The following is a 17,002-nucleotide window of genomic DNA, read 5'->3' on the forward strand; positions in this document are numbered from 1 at the left end:
CGATGAGCAACAAGGACGAGACCACCCACCCCTCCGCGACCACCCACCCCTCCGAGGCCCCCCGGCCCTCCGAGGCTCCCCAGCCTGCCGGGACCTCCCGGCCCTCCGAGACCGCGGAGTCCTCCCAGCCCTCCTCCAAGACGCCTGAGAACCGGCTGCGCAGGGAACTGCCCGAAGAGGTGTCCGCCGCGGCACCCGAGGGTTCCGGGCAGGAGGAGCACGATGAGGGCTCCGAACCGTCGCTGACCGGCCGTCAGCGACTGGCCAAGGGGTTGTGGCCGCCGCGTGTGACGCGTGCGCAACTCATCGTCGCCGTGCTGCTGTTCGGCCTCGGTTTCGGCCTGGCCGTCCAGGTCGCCTCCAACAGCGACAGCGACAGCGCCCTGCGCGGCGCACGTCAGGAAGATCTCGTACGTATCCTCGATGAACTCGACAACCGTACTCAGCGTCTTGAAGACGAGAAGCAGGGTCTGGAAGATCAGCGCACCGAGCTGGAGAGCAGCTCGGACCAGGCTGAGGAGGCTCGCAAGCAGACGGTCGAGAAGGAGAGACAACTCGGCATTCTGGCGGGCACCGTGGCCGCGCAGGGACCCGGCATCACGGTGACGGTCAACGACACGAAGGGGACGGTCGAGGCGGACATGCTGCTTGACGCGATCCAGGAGCTGCGCGCGGCCGGCGCGGAGGCGATCCAGGTCAACGGCGTACGCGTCGTCGCCAGCACCTATCTGACGGACTCCGGGAGCGGAGTGAAGGTCGACGGGAACAAGATCGCCCAGCCCTATCGTTTCAAGGTCATCGGCAAGCCGCAGGACCTGGAGCCGGCGCTCAACATCCCCGGAGGCGTGGTGCAGACACTGGAGAAGGAGCAGGCCACCGTCACGGTGGACCGCTCGACGAAGATCGTTGTGGACGCCTTGCGGCAGGCGAAGCGGCCTGACTACGCTCGGTCGTCGTCCCAGTGAACCGGGGCCGCATGGCGGGCGTCCGGCGAGGGCATGAGGTTGCGGGGGGTCGGCGCACCGAATGGGTGGTGCGTGGTGGAAACTGTCTGGTGGATACGGACGTTGTGAGGATGTCCGGGTCGACCGGTGTGTTCAATCAGGGTTCGTCCTGCCCCACGGGCGGGTCTGTTTCGGTCAAGGGGAATCGCCCGTGAAGTTGTTTGCGAAGTTGTTCGGCAAGAGCGCGCGAGAGGGCAGCGGTGACAACGCGACTGCCCGGCACCGCGCACCACGCCATGGAGAGGCCGAGGGCCAGAGCGGCGAGCGCCCGCTGTTCCGGGACCAGGTCGGTGACATTTCCGGTGGTCAGGGCGCGCCGTCTGTTGACCCTGCCCAGTCAGGCCGCATAGGTTTCGGGGAACCGTCAACCTCAAGTGCGGGTGGAGGGTTTGCCTCCGACCCGTACGCGTCCCATGCCCCTGGCGGGCAGCCGCGGCAGGAGGATCCGTCCATGTCGGCCCTGGTGTGTACGAGGTGCGGGAACCGCAACGCGGAGAACAGCCGCTTCTGTTCCAACTGCGGTGCGCCGCTGCGGGGCGGTCCGGAGCGTCCGTCCGAGACGACGTCCACGATCTCCATTTCGGGCCTCGAGGCCTACGACGCCGAGGTGACGGGCCAGACGCCCTCGCCGATGCTCTCTCCCGAGGCGCAGGCGGCCGTCGACGCGCTGCCGCTCGGCTCGGCGCTCCTGGTGGTGCGCCGCGGCCCGAACTCGGGCAGTCGCTTCCTGCTGGACAGCGATCTGACCACGGCAGGGCGTCATCCGCAGAGCGACATCTTCCTGGACGACGTGACCGTGTCGCGCCGCCATGTGGAGTTCCGCCGCGCCGCGGACGGCACGTTCACGGTGGCCGACGTCGGCAGCCTGAACGGCACCTACGTCAACCGGGAGCGGATCGACCAGGTCGCCCTGTCGAACGGTGACGAGGTGCAGATCGGGAAGTACCGGCTGGTCTTCTACGCGAGCCAGCGGGGCATCTGACCCTCCCCCGGACTTCGTCCGGGGGGATCCCAGGGAAGGTCCATGCTTCAAACACCGAGCGGCGGTACCGGAAGCGGTACCGCCGCCGCGGACAGTGGGCTGATGAGCATCGGCGTGGTGCTGAACGCGCTGCGCGACGAGTTCCCCGAAGTCACCATCTCCAAGATTCGGTTCCTGGAGTCGGAGGGGCTCATCGAGCCGCAGCGGACGCCCTCGGGGTATCGAAAGTTCAGTGCGCGCGACGTCGAGCGCCTCGGCCACGTCCTGCGGATGCAGCGGGACCACTATCTGCCGCTGAAGGTGATCAGGGAGCACCTGGACGCCCTGGAGCGCGGTGAGGCGGTGCGCCTGCCGTCCGTGGGGCGCCAGCGTGACGCCGACGCCGGAGAACCGCTCGGTGATCTTTTCGGAGAGTCCGAGGCGCCCACTGCGGCCCGTGTGGGCCGTGCCGAGCTGCTGGCCGCCGCCGAGATCGGTGAGCAGCAGCTCAAGGAGTGGGAGTCGTACGGGCTGATCGCACCGCTGCCGGACGGTGCGTACGACGCGGAGGCGGTGACCGTCGCCGCGCTCGTCGTCGAGCTGGGGCGGTTCGGGATCGAGCCGCGCCATCTGCGCGCGATGAAGGCCGCGGCGGACCGTGACGCGGGCCTTGTGGACCAGGTGGTGGCCCCGCTGAGGCGTCACCGCAATCCGCAGACCAGGGCGCACGCGGAAGCCCGTACGAAGGAGCTGGCGGGGCTCACGGTGAAGCTGCACGCAGCGCTGGTGCAGACCGCGCTGGGCGTGCGATTGCCCTGATCCGAGGCGCCGGACCGGCCTGCGGATCGTCCACCCGTTCTGTGCCCGACTACCCAAACGTCCCGGGCACGGCCTAGGGTTGCTGTGTGAACGAGCTCGATGTCGTAGGTGTCCGGGTCGAGATGCCCTCCAACCAACCGATCGTGCTTCTGCGTGAAGTGGGAGGCGACCGTTACCTCCCCATCTGGATCGGACCGGGGGAGGCGACGGCGATCGCCTTCGCTCAGCAGGGCATGGCCCCCGCGCGACCGCTGACCCACGACCTGTTCAAGGACGTGCTGGAGGCTGTGGGCCAGGAACTCACCGAAGTGCGCATCACGGACCTGCGTGACGGCGTCTTCTATGCGGAGCTCGTGTTCGCCAGCGGTGTCGAAGTGAGTGCGCGGCCGTCCGACGCCATAGCGCTTGCCCTGCGCACCGGCACGCCGATCTACGGCAGCGACGGGGTGCTCGACGACGCAGGAATCGCGATTCCGGACGAGCAAGAGGACGAGGTGGAGAAGTTCCGCGAGTTCCTCGACCAGATCTCGCCCGAGGACTTCGGCACCAATAGCCAGTGATGCGCGGCACCGACGGCAGCCAGTGAAGTCCGGCACCGATAGCCGGTCACACCGGGGACGACCTGCAGTGTCAGGGCGCTCGGCCTGGCAATTGCCCACGGCCAGTGTGGTGTGGCGCGGTCCGCCCCGAGAGCATTCGGCTAGCCTTTCCCCGCGGTGGGGCACGGGAAACCACTCCTAGGGTGATTATCACTCGGCGTGCCGAGTGTGGCGATCGTTGACGCACCCCTGGTGACTGCCTACCGTCGAGAGGGCAGGTCAAGGACGGAGGTCGGCGTGAGAAGCAGCGGCGACGGTACGGCTGGGGGTGCCCCCGGACGCGGTCTGGGGGAGAGCGGCCCGTACCCGCTTCACGGCAGCGCGGCCGATCACGTTCCGCGGCGGCCGACAGCGGTGCCGGGCGTGGGTGGGGCGGTTTCCGAAGAGATCGGCTATCGCGGTCCCACGGCGTGCGCGGCCGCGGGCATCACCTATCGGCAGCTGGACTACTGGGCGAGGACCGGTCTGGTCGAGCCGAGTGTGCGGCCCGCGTACGGGTCGGGGACGCAGCGCCTGTACAGCTTCCGGGACGTTGTGGTCTTGAAGATCGTCAAGCGGTTCCTCGACACCGGGGTGTCGCTGCAGAACATCCGCACCACGGTCCAGCACCTCAGGGAGCGCGGATTCCGGGACCTGGAGCGTATGACGCTGATGAGTGACGGCGCGACGGTCTACGAGTGCACGTCGCCCGACGACGTCCACGCGCTGCTGCAGGGCGGCCAGGGGGTCTTCGGGATCGCCGTGGGGGTGGTGTGGCGGGACGTCGAGAGCGCGCTCTCGCAGCTGCACGGAGAGCGTGTGGACACGGGCGAGACGCTCGTGGGACAACACCCGACGGACGAGCTGGCGCGGCGGCGCAACCGCGCGGTCTGACGGGCGCGGTGGAAGCGGTTTGACCGGCGCGGCGCTCGCGGTCTGACGCGCGGCGCTCGCGGTCTGAGGGGTACGGCTCAGGCGGTCTGACGGGCGCGGGGCTCGCGGTCTCAGGGGTACACCCAGACGGCCTGACGGGCGCGACTGAGGCGGTCTGGCGGTGCGACGGGGCGGGTCTGACGGGCGGGGCGGAAGTCGCCTGATGAATGTGACAGAGGGTGTCTGACGGGCGGGCGGAAGGTGTCTGGCCGACCGGGCCAGCGCCGTCGGCCTGCGCCCTTCGCTGGAACACCGCACCGACCGTGTGCAGCGCGGCCAGTGACCCGGAGTAGGCCCGCCGACCGGCGGCGGCCGTGCCGGTGCCGAGGGCGCCGTCGAAGAGGCTGACGGCCCGGGACCGCGCGGCCGCCTGGCGAGTTCGACGGACGCTGTCCCGCGAGCACCGATGCCCGAAAGACAGCTGGCGCGCCGGTGGGCGCGGCATTGTCAGTGGCGTAGGGCAGCATCGGAGATGTGAGAACCGCGCCCACGATCCTGCATCTCGACATGGATGCCTTCTTCGCCTCGGCGGAGCAGGCGTCCAAGCCGAGTCTGCGCGGGAAGGCCGTCGTCGTGGGCGGGCTCGGACCACGCGGAGTCGTCGCCACCGCGTCGTACGAGGCACGCGTCTTCGGAGTGCACTCGGCGATGCCCATGGCCCAGGCACGCCGGCTGGCGCCGAACGCCGCGTATCTCGTGCCGCGCTTCGGGCTCTACCGGGAGGTCAGCGAGCAGGTGATGGGGCTACTGCGGGCCCTGTCGCCGCTGGTGGAGCCACTGAGCCTGGACGAGGCCTTCGTGGATCTGGAGGCGGGGGGAGCGGCCTGGGACGAGAGCTCGGCGCGGCTGACCGGGGCGAAGCTGCGCGCGGACATACGGGCCGGCACGGGCCTTACGGGGTCGGTGGGGCTTGCCGCCTCCAAGATGCTCGCGAAGATCGCCTCGGAGCAGGCCAAGCCCGACGGCCTGGTGCTGATACAGCCGGGGACCGAGCGCGCCCTGCTGGGACCGATGTCGGTGCGGACGTTGCCAGGCGTGGGACCCGCGACCGGGGACCATCTGCGGAGGGCCGGGATCACCACCGTCGAGGAGCTCGCCGAGGCGGGCGAGGACGAGCTCGTACGGCTGCTGGGGAAGGCCCACGGGCACGCGCTGTACGCGATGGCGCTGGCGCACGACGACCGTCCCGTGGTGGCCGAGCGGGAGGCCAAATCGGTGTCGGTCGAGGACACGTACGACGTGGACATCCACGACCGGGTGCGGGTCGGCCTGGAGGTGCAGCGGCTCGCCGACCGGTGCGTGCACCGGCTGCGCGGGGCCGGGCTGTCGGGGCGGACCATCGTCCTGAAGGTGCGCAGGTACGACTTCTCGACGCTGACCCGGTCCGAGACGCTGCGGGGGCCCACGGACGACCCCGCGGTCGTACGGGAGGCGGCCGCGCGGCTTCTGGAGGCGGTGGACACGACCGGTGGCGTACGACTGCTGGGGGTCGGCGTCTCGGGGCTGGCCGACTACACGCAGGAGGACCTCTTCGCACAGGCGCGGGCCGCTGCCGCGGAGCCCGCGGCGCAGGAGCACGCGGCGGCGGAGGAGGTGTCGGAGGAGTCCGTCGTGGAGCACGTGCCGCCCGCCGAGCGGCGGTGGCCTGCCGGGCACGACGTGCGGCACTCCGAGTACGGGCACGGGTGGGTGCAGGGCAGCGGCCTCGGCCGGGTCACGGTGCGGTTCGAGACGCCCTACTCCGAGCCCGGGCGGGTGCGTACATTCCGTACGGATGACCCGGCGTTGGAGCCGGCGGATCCGTTGCCGTTGGTGCCACGAAGACCGGGGAGTGCGGAGGGTGTGACCGCCGGCGTGCCTGAGAGGGCATGAGCCCTGCGCCGTGGCAGCTGAGACGGGTCCGCCACCGTGGGTCGTTCGTGGTTGCTCGCGCCTGCGCGACGGAGTCTCGGAATGTCACGGCCCCGCCCCCCCCCACGCGGCACGCGTCAGGCGTCGTCCGTGCCCGCCAAGTGGCCGAAATCGCGGTCCGGCAGCGGCGGAGGGGGCGTCACGTCGAGACCGTAGTGGTGGTAGAGCTGGAGTTCCTGCTCGGGGGAGAGGTGGCGCCCGACGCCGAAGTCAGGGGCGTCCTTGATCAGGGAACGGTCGAAGGGGATGCGCAGGGCGCCCTCGACGAGTTCGCTCGGCTCCAGGGGCACGAAGGCGTCCCTGCTGAACAGGCCGGTACGTATGGCCGCCCACTCCGGGACCCCGGTCGCGTCGTCGAGGTAGACCTCGTCGATCGTGCCGATCTTGGTGCCATGACGGTCGAACGCCTTGCGGCCTATCAGGTTGCGCGGATCGATGTCGGTCTGCACGGGCCCTCCACTTGGTCGCAACTCATCCGTAAGCACTACAAAAGAGCACATTGAGGAAGGCGGCCACTCGAAGGCTCGGGTCCAGTCCTCGCTGGTAGGCTGGCAGGCGGCTGCTGACCCCGTGCGGGAGAGTCCTCCAGACTTCACCGGAGGCGCCGAAGGAGCAAATCCTCCCCGGAATCTCTCAGGCTCACGTACCGCACGGACGAGGTCACTCTGGAAAGCAGGGCGGTTGCTCGACGGCTTCCGCCCTCACCGACGGTGAAAACCGGTCGTCAGCCAACGGACCGGTGAAGCTCTCAGGTTGAGATGACAGAGGGGGAGGCCGTCGGGGTACCCGTGCCGGGGTGCCCCTCGAAGGTCGCGTCAGACCAGGAGGCCTCCGCAATGACCGCCCATCGCATTCCGCTCTCCGAGCTCGAACAGGGAATCCCCTTCGAGCAGCGCCACATCGGGCCCGACTCCGAGGCACGGGCCAAGATGCTCGCGCAGGTCGGGTACGGCTCGCTCGACGAGCTGACGGCCACCGCGGTGCCGGACGTCATCAAGAACGCCGAGGCGCTGAAGCTGCCGGGCGCCCGCACCGAGGCCGAGGTCCTGGCCGAACTGCGCTCCCTCGCGGACCGCAACCAGGTGCTCGACTCGATGATCGGCCTCGGTTACTACGGCACGTTCACGCCGCCGGTGATCCTGCGCAACGTCATGGAGAACCCGGCCTGGTATACCGCGTACACCCCCTACCAGCCGGAGATCTCGCAGGGCCGCCTCGAGGCGCTGCTCAACTTCCAGACCATGGTCGCCGAGCTGACCGGGCTGCCGACCTCCGGCGCCTCGCTGCTCGACGAGGGCACGGCCGCCGCCGAGGCCATGGCGCTGTCCCGGCGCATGGGCAAGAACAAGAAGGGCCTGTTCCTGGTCGACGCGGACGCGCTGCCGCAGACCGTCGCCGTCATCGAGACCCGGGCCGAGCCGACCGGCGTCGAGGTCGTCGTCGCCGACCTCAGCGAGGGCATCCCGGCCGAGATCGCCGAGCGCGAGATCAACGGCGTACTGATCCAGTACCCGGGCGCCTCCGGTGCCGTACGCGACCTCAAGCCGGTCATCGAGCAGGCGCACGAGCTCGGTGCGGTCGTCACCGTCGCCGCCGACCTGCTCGCCCTGACCCTGCTCACCTCGCCCGGAGACCTCGGCGCCGACATCGCGGTCGGTACGACGCAGCGCTTCGGTGTGCCGATGGGCTTCGGCGGGCCGCACGCCGGATACATGGCGGTGCGCGAGAAGTTCGCGCGCAGCCTGCCGGGCCGGCTGGTCGGGGTGTCCGTGGACGCGGACGGGCACAAGGCGTACCGCCTCGCCCTGCAGACGCGTGAGCAGCACATCCGTCGCGAGAAGGCGACGAGCAACATCTGTACGGCGCAGGTGCTGCTCGCCGTGATGGCCGGCATGTACGCCGTCTACCACGGTCCCGAGGGTCTGAGGACCATCGCCCGCCGGACCCACCGCTACGCCACGATCCTCGCCGCGGGTCTGACGGCGGGCGGGGTCGAGGTCGTGCACGGCGCGTACTTCGACACGCTGACCGTACGGGTCCCGGGCCGCGCCGCCGAGCTCGTCGCGGAGGCGCGCGACCAGGGTGTCAACGTCCACCTCATGGACGCCGATCACGTGTCGATCTCCTGCGACGAGACCACCACGCGCAGGCAAGTGGGCGCCGTGTGGTCCGCGTTCGGTGTCGAGGGCGATGTCGAGGCGCTGGACGCGACGGCGGCCGACACGCTGCCGGGCGCGCTGCTGCGCACCGACGACTACCTCACGCACCCGGTCTTCCACCAGCACCGGTCCGAGACCGCCATGCTGCGCTACCTGCGCAGGCTCTCCGACCGCGACTACGCGCTGGACCGCGGCATGATCCCGCTGGGCTCCTGCACGATGAAGCTCAACGCCACCACGGAGATGGAGCCGGTCACCTGGCCCGAGTTCGGCCAGCTGCACCCCTTCGCGCCCGCCGAGCAGGCGCAGGGCTACCTCACGCTCATCCAGGAACTGGAGGAGCGGCTTGCCGAGGTCACCGGATACGACAAGGTGTCGCTGCAGCCCAACGCCGGTTCGCAGGGCGAGCTGGCCGGTCTGCTGGCCGTACGCGGCTACCACCGTGCCAACGGCGACGAGCAGCGCACCGTCTGCCTCATCCCGTCCTCCGCGCACGGCACGAACGCCGCGAGCGCCGTGATGGCCGGTATGAAGGTCGTCGTCGTGAAGACGGCGGACGACGGCGAGATCGACGTCGAGGACCTGCGCGCCAAGATCGAGCAGTACCGCGACGAGCTGGCGGTGCTGATGATCACGTACCCCTCGACGCACGGTGTGTTCGAGGAGCATGTCGCCGACATCTGCGCGCAGGTGCACGAGGCGGGCGGCCAGGTCTATGTCGACGGCGCCAACCTCAACGCCCTGGTGGGGCTCGCCAAACCGGGCCACTTCGGCGGTGACGTCTCGCACCTCAATCTGCACAAGACCTTCTGCATCCCGCACGGCGGTGGCGGTCCGGGTGTCGGCCCGGTCGGTGTGCGCGCGCACCTGGCGCCGTACCTGCCGAACCACCCGCTGCAGCCCGCGGCCGGTCCGGAGACCGGTGTCGGCCCGATCTCGGCCGCTCCGTGGGGCTCCGCGGGCATCCTGCCGATCTCGTGGGCGTACGTCCGCCTCATGGGCGGCGAGGGCCTCAAGCGGGCCACGCAGGTGGCGGTGCTCTCCGCCAACTACATCGCCAAGCGCCTGGAGCCGCACTACCCGGTGCTCTACACCGGTCCGGGCGGGCTCGTCGCGCATGAGTGCATCATCGACCTGCGCCCGCTGACCAAGGCGACCGGCGTGACGGTCGACGACATCGCCAAGCGCCTGATCGACTACGGCTTCCACGCGCCGACGATGTCGTTCCCGGTGGCCGGGACGCTGATGATCGAGCCGACCGAGTCCGAGGACCTGACCGAACTCGACCGGTTCTGCGAGGCGATGATCGCGATCCGCGCGGAGATCGAGAAGGTCGGCTCGGGCGAGTGGGCGGCGGACGACAACCCGCTGCGGAACGCGCCGCACACCGCCGCCGCGCTCGGCGGGGAGTGGAAGCACGGGTACGCGCGCGAGGAGGCCGTCTTCCCGGCCGGGGTCTCCGCCGCCGACAAGTACTGGCCGCCGGTGCGCCGCATCGACCAGGCCTTCGGTGACCGGAACCTGGTCTGCTCCTGCCCGCCGCTGGACGCTTACGGGGACTGATCAGCGCTCGGGACGTGGACGCCTACGGGGAGTAATCGCCCTCGGGCACGCGTCGGGGCCGGTTCGGAGGATGTGTCTCCGGCCGGCCCCTCGTTCTGTCCGGGCAGATGCCCTTGGTGCTCGTCCGGGCAGATGCCCTCGGTTCTGTCGGGGCAGATGCCTTTGGTTCTGTCGGGGCAGATGCCTTTGGTTCTGTCGGGGCAGATGCCTTTGGTGGTCGTGCGGCTCAGGCGGCCGTCATCACATGTCCGCTGCCCAACGGGCGGTGCGGGGCGATGATCTGGCCGTCCGGCAGGAGCTCACCGGTGTCCTCGAAGAGCAGAACGCCGTTGCACAGCAGGCTCCATCCCTGCTCCGGGTGGTGCGCCATGAGGCGGGCGGACTCCCGGTCGGCTGATTCGGCTGACGGACACGGCGGCTGGTGCTGGCACATGGATGGGATCTTTCGCTGGGTTGAGATGTGAGTGGTGGATGTGGCGTCTGTCCCGCGGCTCGATGTGTTCATGGCCGCCCCCCGTTGGTGTGTGGTCTGGGTCCCAGTGTTGCCCTACGGGCGTCAATCCGCAGGGATTTCGCGGCACCGCTTCTCACAGGTTGATGACGCATCACCCGAGCGGACGGTTCATCTCAACTCCACTGTCTCTTCGGGTGGTTCGCGATGGCCGAATGGGGCTAGTCCGGTCGGGGCGAGAGCGCGTTTTTCCTCGTACGAGCGGGGTGTGGCCCTAACGAGCAGACAGCTCTACGGCTCCGGCATCGGGCTCCGACAGCGACGTGCCCCGCGGCCGAGAGCGCGGCCGTGGGGCACGGATGGTCTCGCTTACGCGGGGGAGCTCATCAGCGGGGCGGGCGTGGGAGCGGGCGTGACCCGATGGGTGAGCACCGGCAGCAATTCGGCGACGCGGTGCGGACGGTGGGCGGCGATGCCGGGCGGGGCGGGTGCCAGCGGGACCAGGAGGTCGGTGGCGACGGGGTGGCCGGTGGCGCCGTCCGCGGCGCAGTCGCCGTGCAGCCAGAGTGTGAGCATGTACAGCTCGGGCACGGACAACAGGCGGGCCTGATACGACTGCTGCATCGTTTCGGCTTGGCGCAGGGCGTGTTCGGTGGCGGTGATGTACGGGCCTTCGAAGAAGCGCGAGAAGGCCCAGCCGTCGGGGGTCAGCATGGTGTCGGCCGCGGCCACCGCGCGTTCGCCGCAGCGGATCAGGAAGCGCCAGCCGGCGAGCCGGGTGGCAGACGCGCCCGCGGGGGTGATCCGGTCCAGGACGTGTACGGGCAGCGGGAGTTCGGGTGTGACGGGTCCCTGGGCCATGCGCAGGGACGGGGTGCGCGCCTCGCGGACAGCGGTGGGGGAACCGAGTGCCGTGAGGACGGTACGCAGGGCGGGCGCGGGAGCCGGGGGGACATGCAGCGGCATGGTGGGTCGCCTCTCATTCGACAGGCACGGTGGCGCGAGGGCGGACGGCGTTGTCAGCTCTCGGGGTCAGAGGGGCGAGGGGGCCGTGATCTTTCGTCTGGATGCTGCCTGCCGTAAGTCACCTTGACGACAGGACCGAGGACCGCGCGCGCCGACTCTCTGCCTCGTTTGCGCAGTTTATACGAGACGGGTTCAGACGGTGTTTCGTCTAGCGTTCCTGGATATGAAGAACAAGGCGGTATTCGGTCGGTGAAACGCGAAGTTCATCCCTCTTCGGCGGGGACACGCCGCGATGACCTCGAAATTCTTCGCCGGAGCGGTCGGCCGATTCTCGTCGGCGTTTTTCACGAGATCGTGTCGACGGGGAACGTGCGTATTGCCGCTTGCCCGGTGAATGTGCCCGTGGCCCCGATCCAGCGTAGCGGGCGGATGGCTTGTCCGGGGCGTTATCGATCGCGTTGCCGGGGCATCATCCCCCGTGACCCGGGACACCAGGGGCCGGAGGATCGGCCTGCCCCTCCGAGGAAGGACGCTTCGATGGGGGAGAAGGTCGTGGCGGGGCCGTTCGACCTGTCCGATCGCCAGCGCTACCGCGGCAAGCTCCGGCGGTGTCTGACGGGGCTGGAGCGGCTGCTGGAGGAGAAGCGGTTCGACCGCCCCAAGAATCTCATGGGTCTGGAGATCGAGCTGAATCTCGCAGGGCCCGACGGCATGCCACGAATGATGAATGCGCAAGTACTCGAACGGATTGCGAGCCGCGATTTCCAAACAGAACTCGCCATGTTCAACCTAGAAGTCAACATAGCCCCCCATCGGCTGGGCGGCCGGGTATTCGACCGACTCGCAGAGGAGCTGCGTACCTCACTCGGGTATGCCCATCGGAAAGCGAGCGAAGTCGACGCCGGAATCATGATGATCGGCATTCTGCCGACGCTCGGCCAGGACGACCTGGTTTCCTCGAACCTCTCGGACGTCGACCGCTACACCCTGCTCAACGACCAGATCGTCGCCGCTCGCGGTGAGGATTTCGCGCTGGACATCGACGGCGTGGAGCGCCTCGTCTGTACGTCGCAGTCCATCGCGCTCGAAGCCGCCTGCACCTCCGTGCAGTTGCACCTCCAGGTCACCCCGGGGCGGTTCGCGGACGTGTGGAACGCGGCACAGGCGGTCGCGGCCGCGCAGGTCGCGGTGGGCGCCAACTCGCCGTTCCTGTTCGGACATGAGCTGTGGCGTGAGTCGCGGGCCCCGCTGTTCCAGCAGTCCATCGACACCCGGCCGCCCGAGCTGCAGGCGCAGGGGGTCCGGCCGCGCACCTGGTTCGGCGAGCGGTGGATCTCGTCGGCGTACGACCTCTTCGAGGAGAACCTGCGCTTCTTCCCGCCCCTGCTGCCCATCTGCGACGACGAGGATCCGCTGGGTGTCCTCGACCAGGGAGGCGTCCCCAAGCTCGCCGAACTCGTGCTGCACAACGGCACGGTGTACCGCTGGAACCGGCCCGTGTACGGCATCGCCGACGGCGTCCCCCATCTGCGCGTCGAGAACCGCGTGCTGCCCGCGGGGCCCACCGTCACCGATGTCATCGCCAACGCGGCCTTCTACTACGGGCTCGTCCGCGCGCTCGCCGAGGACGCGCGGCCCGTATGGACGCGGCTGCCGTTCGAGGCCGCCGCCGCCAACTTCGACGCCGCCTGCCGCCATGGCATCGACGCGCGCCTGGAGTGGCCGCGGCGCGGCCGGCACGGCGGGACCACGCGGGTCGACGCCGTGAACCTGGTCCGCGACGAGCTGCTGCCGCTCGCCGCCGCCGGGCTGGACGCGTGGGGGGTCGAGCCCGCCGACCGGGACCTTTACCTGGGCGTGATCGACGACCGCTGCCGGCTGCGCACCAACGGAGCGGGGTGGCAGGCGACCACCTTCCACCGGGCCCTGGAGAAGGGGCTCGGACGGGACGCCGCGCTGGCCGCGACAACCAGGCGGTACGGCGAACTGATGCATCTCGGGGAGCCGGTGCACACATGGCCGGTGGGGCTGCCGGAGCCGGTTCCCCTCGGGTCGCCCTGACGATCTGCTCGGCCTCCTCTAGGTCGGCGTCCGGGCCGACCTGGCAGGAGGCACCGAAGGAGAGCAGGTCACCGCGGACCGCGGCCGCGTACCCGCCGCGACGGTGAGAACGCGCGCCGTCGCGGCGGTCACCTTGCGGCGGCGCGCGTGGGTCCGGGGGGCGGCTGCGCCCGCCCAGTGTTCGTCGGGCAAGCTGTGACGTCCCATGACGGCGGTGCCGCTCCCTGGTGAGTCTCGAGCCGTGAGACAGCCGTAAGGCAGACAAAAGGGGAGGTGCGCCCCGTGCGGCGCCCGTCCCTCAACGGCCTGTCGCGCACGATCTTCGTGACGTCTTTCGAGACCCTGGCGGGGCGAAGATGGGGATGAGGCGGGATGACTCAACTGCAGGCGGGAGTGCAGGTGGAGGCGGGGTCGATGGCCGACGCAGGTCCGAAGGAGCGGCTGACACGACGGATTCTCCGGGATGAGACGCTGCTCGTCCTCGGGCTCTCGCTCGGTGCGAGTGGGGTGTCCGCGCTGATCAGTTTTGTCGGATCGGTCACCAAACCCGGTGGTCTCAAGGACCAGGCGGCCACCCTCAACGCCTCGGCGGCGCCGGGGCGCCCCTGGCTCGATCTGGCCTGGCAGTTGTTCGGGATCGCGTCGGCTCTGGTGCCGGTCCTGCTCGTCGCGCACTTCCTGTTGCGGGAGGGCCAGGGGCTGCGCGTGATCGGTTTCGACCGTACGCGGCCGTGGTCGGACCTCGGGCGCGGAGCCGTGATCGCGGCGGTGATCGGCAGCACGGGTATCGCCTTCTATCTGGCGGCCCGGGGGTTCGGCTTCAACCTCACCGTGGTGCCGGAGGCGTTGCCCGACGTGTGGTGGAAGTTCCCGGTGCTGATCCTGTCGGCCATGCAGAACGCCGTACTGGAGGAGGTCATCGTCGTCGGGTATCTGCTGCGCCGGCTCGGCCAGTTGGGCTGGACGCCGGGTGCGGCCCTGATGGCGAGCTCGGTGCTGCGCGGCTCGTACCACCTCTACCAGGGCATCGGCGGGTTCGTCGGCAACCTGGTGATGGGCGTGGTCTTCGTCTTCCTGTACCGGCGTTGGGGGCGGGTCGGGCCGCTCGTGGTGGCGCACTCGCTGCTCGACATCGGGGCGTTCGTGGGGTACGCGCTGCTGGCCGGGAAGGTGGGGTGGCTGCCGACGGCGTGAGCGGTGGGGCGGGTTCTGTGTGATCGGCGTGGACGGGTTCTGAAGGGGCGTACGGCGATGTCGTACGCCCCTTTTGTGCCGTTGCTCGGAAGGTGCCCTTACGCGAACAGCTCGCCCTCGATGACCGTGACCGCGCGGCCCGTGAGGAGGGTGCGGTCGCCGCGCAGTTCGGTGCGGACGAGGCCGGAGCGCGGGGAAGCCTGCAGGCCGGTGAGGTCGGGACGGCCGAGGCGTTCGGACCAGTAGGGGGCGAGGGCCGTGTGGGCGCTTCCGGTGACCGGGTCCTCGTCGATGCCGACGTTCGGGAAGAAACAGCGGGAGACGAAGTCGTAGCCCCGGGAGGGGTCTTCGGCGCGGGCGGTCGCGATGATGCCGCGCTCGGAGTACCGCGCCAGCGCTTTGTGGTCCGGGGCGAGGCCCAGGACCGTCTTCTCGTCGGCGACTTCGATCACCAGGTCGCCGATGTTCGGACCGGCGTCGAAGGCGGTGAGCGGCTCGGCGCCCAGTGCCTCGGCCACGCCGTCCGGGACCTCGACCGGGGTGAGCCGCGCGGTCGGGAAGTCCAGCGTGATCGAACCGTCCTCGTGCGGCGCGGCGATGAGGACGCCGCTGAGCGTGGCGAACCGTACGGGCCCCGCGTGGGCGCCCGTGGTGTGCAGGACGTGCGCGGTGGCCAGCGTCGCGTGGCCGCACATCGCGACCTCGGTGGCGGGAGTGAACCAGCGCAGCGCCCAGTCGGCCTCGCCGCCCTCGGGAAGGCGGTGGGCGAACGCCGTCTCGGCGTGGTTGACCTCGACGGCCACGCGCTGGAGCCAGGCGTCGTCCGGGAAGGCGTCGAGGAGGAGGACCCCGGCCGGGTTGCCGGCGAAGGGGCGGTCGGTGAAGGCGTCGACGATTCGAATCCGCATGGCATGACGCTAACGGCCTCGCGTAGTCGCGGGCCAAGGCCAATTCGCGCGATCTGGACCTGGATCCGGACCGGGTTCGGGGCCGGGGTGCGGACCGGGATCGGGTGGCGTGCCACACGGCACGACACGCGTCTTGTTACGTCACTTGCCCTGGCCCTTCCCCCTAGGCGGCCGCGGCCGCGCCTCTCGTGCCTGGCCCCGAGGGGGTTGTCGGGCAGGCGCTTCCGATATATCGTTGACGCATCGCGACCGATCAACGATGGAATGGAGTGATGGCGATGCGTTCCCGTGGACAAGACTTCGGATACGAGCACGAACACGGACATGGACACCACGGCGGCCCCGGTCCTCGTGATCGGGGCGGCTTCGAGGGGCGGCGTGGGGCTTTCGGGCCCTTCGGGCCGGGTGGTCCCGGCTTCGGTGTTCCCGGCTTCGGCCCGGGCCCCTGGGGTGGGCGCGGCGGCCGGGGCGGGCACCGGGGGAGGGCGCGGCGCGGCGACGTACGCGCGTCGATCCTGGCCCTGCTCAAGGACCGGTCCATGCATGGTTACGAGATGATCCAGGAGATCGCCGAGCGCAGCGGCGGGGCGTGGAAGCCCAGTCCGGGTTCGGTGTACCCGACCCTTCAGCTGCTGGAGGACGAGGGCCTGATCACCAGCGAGGCGGAGGGCGGCAAGAAGCTGTTCTCGCTCACCGAGTCCGGCCGCAGCGCGGCGGACGAGGGTCCCAACGCGCCGTGGGAAGAGGCCGGGCGCGGGCTCGACTGGGAGACGCTGCACGAGATCCGGCAGGCCGGCTTCGGCCTCATGGAGGCCTTCGGCCAGGTCTGGAAGACCGGCAGCAAGGACCAGCGCGACAAGGCGGTGGCGGTCATCAACGAAGCCCGGAAGAAGCTGTACCTGATCCTCGCCGAGGAAGACTGAAGGTGCGCTGTGGTAGCTGACGGCGCCCCGCGGAAGCGTTCCGCGGGGCGCCGTTCCGCGTGCGGGAGCGGCGCGCGGGGCTCAGGTCACCAGTCCGGCCAGCTTGCGCAGTGACTCGTTGAGGGCGGCCGTCCCCGAGTCCTTGAGCTTGCCCGCCATGAGCGAGACGGCCGCGCCGGTGAACTCCCCGTCGATCCGTACCGTCGTGGCGTCGCCATCCGGCGTCAGTGTGTAGCGCGTCGCGACGCTCACCGCCATCGGGCCCTTGCCGCGGATGGCCAGGGTACGGGCGGGCTCCAGCTGCTCGATGGTCCAGCTCACCTCGGCCGGGAAACCCATGAGCTTCATGTTCTCCTCGAAGGTGCCGCCCACTTCGAGGGTTTCGGGGCCGCCCTTCGGGAAGCCGGTGTGGGTCGCGTTCCACTCGCCGTACGCGGACCAGTCCGTGAGCTGGGCCCAGATCTTCTCGGCGGGCGCCTCGATACGAGCTTCCGCGCTGACTTCGGCCATGCGACCACCTCTTCGTGTCGGGCTACGGTGTCGCGGAACGTAGCCGCGGGGCCTGAAACAT

The 17,002-nt window shown here is 69.9% G+C and carries 15 protein-coding genes and 1 riboswitch; of the genes, 10 read left to right on the forward strand and 5 right to left on the reverse strand.

The window, feature by feature from the left end; translation table 11 throughout:
• Nucleotides 1-2 precede the first annotated feature (2 nt).
• The 6 genes from C4B68_RS34685 (at nt 3) to C4B68_RS34710 (ending at nt 6,167) form a co-directional block, all read left to right on the forward strand.
• Nucleotides 3-965 (forward strand): DUF881 domain-containing protein, encoded by a 963-nt coding sequence (locus C4B68_RS34685; protein WP_240634563.1) that lies wholly within the window; start codon nt 3-5, stop codon nt 963-965.
• 61 nt (nt 966-1,026) lie between these two features.
• Nucleotides 1,027-1,986, forward strand: a complete 960-nt coding sequence (locus C4B68_RS34690; protein ID WP_099505503.1) for an FHA domain-containing protein — start codon at nt 1,027-1,029, stop codon at nt 1,984-1,986.
• A 42-nt stretch (nt 1,987-2,028) separates the two neighbouring features.
• The gene (gene ftsR, locus C4B68_RS34695; RefSeq protein ID WP_099505504.1) at nt 2,029-2,784 is read left to right on the forward strand and encodes a transcriptional regulator FtsR; all 756 of its coding nucleotides are present in this window, start codon (nt 2,029-2,031) and stop codon (nt 2,782-2,784) included.
• Nucleotides 2,785-2,870: 86 nt separating this feature from the next.
• Entirely contained in the window at nt 2,871-3,344 is a 474-nt protein-coding gene (locus tag C4B68_RS34700) for a bifunctional nuclease family protein (protein WP_033327106.1), read from the forward strand.
• A gap of 276 nt (nt 3,345-3,620) precedes the next feature.
• Complete coding sequence (locus C4B68_RS34705; RefSeq protein WP_099505505.1) at nt 3,621-4,256, forward strand: MerR family transcriptional regulator; 636 nt, start codon at nt 3,621-3,623, stop codon at nt 4,254-4,256.
• A 513-nt stretch (nt 4,257-4,769) separates the two neighbouring features.
• Nucleotides 4,770-6,167, forward strand: coding sequence for a DNA polymerase IV (locus tag C4B68_RS34710; RefSeq protein WP_099505506.1), 1,398 nt, complete (start codon nt 4,770-4,772; stop codon nt 6,165-6,167).
• A gap of 116 nt (nt 6,168-6,283) precedes the next feature.
• Here C4B68_RS34710 and C4B68_RS34715 read toward each other — a convergent pair whose 3' ends face one another.
• Nucleotides 6,284-6,655: a PRC-barrel domain-containing protein gene (locus C4B68_RS34715; RefSeq protein ID WP_180289364.1), complete on the reverse strand. Its 372-nt coding sequence runs from the start codon at nt 6,653-6,655 to the stop codon at nt 6,284-6,286.
• Between the two features lie 114 nt (nt 6,656-6,769).
• Nucleotides 6,770-6,865: riboswitch (glycine riboswitch) on the forward strand.
• 177 nt (nt 6,866-7,042) lie between these two features.
• Here C4B68_RS34715 and gcvP point away from each other — a divergent pair.
• Nucleotides 7,043-9,928, forward strand: a complete 2,886-nt coding sequence (gene gcvP, locus C4B68_RS34720) for an aminomethyl-transferring glycine dehydrogenase (RefSeq protein ID WP_099505508.1) — start codon at nt 7,043-7,045, stop codon at nt 9,926-9,928.
• 226 nt (nt 9,929-10,154) lie between these two features.
• On the opposite strand, the gene C4B68_RS34725 is transcribed toward gcvP, so the two are convergent.
• Nucleotides 10,155-10,361, reverse strand: a complete 207-nt coding sequence (locus C4B68_RS34725; protein ID WP_099505509.1) for a DUF5999 family protein — start codon at nt 10,359-10,361, stop codon at nt 10,155-10,157.
• Between the two features lie 387 nt (nt 10,362-10,748).
• Nucleotides 10,749-11,345, reverse strand: a complete 597-nt coding sequence (locus C4B68_RS34730; protein WP_099505510.1) for a hypothetical protein — start codon at nt 11,343-11,345, stop codon at nt 10,749-10,751.
• 537 nt (nt 11,346-11,882) lie between these two features.
• Between C4B68_RS34730 and C4B68_RS34735 the strand changes: the two genes are divergently transcribed.
• Together C4B68_RS34735 and C4B68_RS34740 are read left to right on the forward strand one after the other, a co-directional pair.
• A complete protein-coding gene (locus C4B68_RS34735; RefSeq protein ID WP_099505511.1) occupies nt 11,883-13,406 on the forward strand; it encodes a glutamate-cysteine ligase family protein in 1,524 nt (507 codons plus the stop codon).
• A gap of 393 nt (nt 13,407-13,799) precedes the next feature.
• Nucleotides 13,800-14,600, forward strand: coding sequence for a CPBP family intramembrane glutamic endopeptidase (locus tag C4B68_RS34740; protein WP_099505563.1), 801 nt, complete (start codon nt 13,800-13,802; stop codon nt 14,598-14,600).
• Between the two features lie 98 nt (nt 14,601-14,698).
• On the opposite strand, the gene C4B68_RS34745 is transcribed toward C4B68_RS34740, so the two are convergent.
• A complete protein-coding gene (locus tag C4B68_RS34745) occupies nt 14,699-15,508 on the reverse strand; it encodes a PhzF family phenazine biosynthesis protein (protein ID WP_099505512.1) in 810 nt (269 codons plus the stop codon).
• Between the two features lie 278 nt (nt 15,509-15,786).
• Here C4B68_RS34745 and C4B68_RS34755 point away from each other — a divergent pair, with 278 nt between their 5' ends.
• Complete coding sequence (locus C4B68_RS34755) at nt 15,787-16,431, forward strand: PadR family transcriptional regulator (RefSeq protein ID WP_099505564.1); 645 nt, start codon at nt 15,787-15,789, stop codon at nt 16,429-16,431.
• Nucleotides 16,432-16,512: 81 nt separating this feature from the next.
• Here C4B68_RS34755 and C4B68_RS34760 read toward each other — a convergent pair whose 3' ends face one another.
• On the reverse strand, nt 16,513-16,941 hold the full coding sequence (locus tag C4B68_RS34760; RefSeq protein WP_099505513.1) for a type II toxin-antitoxin system Rv0910 family toxin: 429 nt from the start codon (nt 16,939-16,941) through the stop codon (nt 16,513-16,515).
• Between the last annotated feature and the right edge of the window lie 61 nt (nt 16,942-17,002).

The organism is Streptomyces dengpaensis (genome assembly GCF_002946835.1).
GTDB classification, from domain to species: domain Bacteria; phylum Actinomycetota; class Actinomycetes; order Streptomycetales; family Streptomycetaceae; genus Streptomyces; species Streptomyces dengpaensis.

Coding starts and splice junctions, on each gene's coding strand:
- C4B68_RS34685 (WP_240634563.1), top strand. CDS start 3: ATGAGCAACAAGGACGAGACCACCCACCCCTCCGCGACCACCCACCCC.
- C4B68_RS34690 (WP_099505503.1), top strand. CDS start 1,027: ATGGGTGGTGCGTGGTGGAAACTGTCTGGTGGATACGGACGTTGTGAG.
- ftsR (WP_099505504.1), top strand. CDS start 2,029: ATGCTTCAAACACCGAGCGGCGGTACCGGAAGCGGTACCGCCGCCGCG.
- gcvP (WP_099505508.1), top strand. CDS start 7,043: ATGACCGCCCATCGCATTCCGCTCTCCGAGCTCGAACAGGGAATCCCC.
- C4B68_RS34725 (WP_099505509.1), bottom strand. CDS start 10,361: ATGTGCCAGCACCAGCCGCCGTGTCCGTCAGCCGAATCAGCCGACCGG.
- C4B68_RS34730 (WP_099505510.1), bottom strand. CDS start 11,345: ATGCCGCTGCATGTCCCCCCGGCTCCCGCGCCCGCCCTGCGTACCGTC.
- C4B68_RS34735 (WP_099505511.1), top strand. CDS start 11,883: ATGGGGGAGAAGGTCGTGGCGGGGCCGTTCGACCTGTCCGATCGCCAG.
- C4B68_RS34745 (WP_099505512.1), bottom strand. CDS start 15,508: ATGCGGATTCGAATCGTCGACGCCTTCACCGACCGCCCCTTCGCCGGC.
- C4B68_RS34755 (WP_099505564.1), top strand. CDS start 15,787: ATGCGTTCCCGTGGACAAGACTTCGGATACGAGCACGAACACGGACAT.
- C4B68_RS34760 (WP_099505513.1), bottom strand. CDS start 16,941: ATGGCCGAAGTCAGCGCGGAAGCTCGTATCGAGGCGCCCGCCGAGAAG.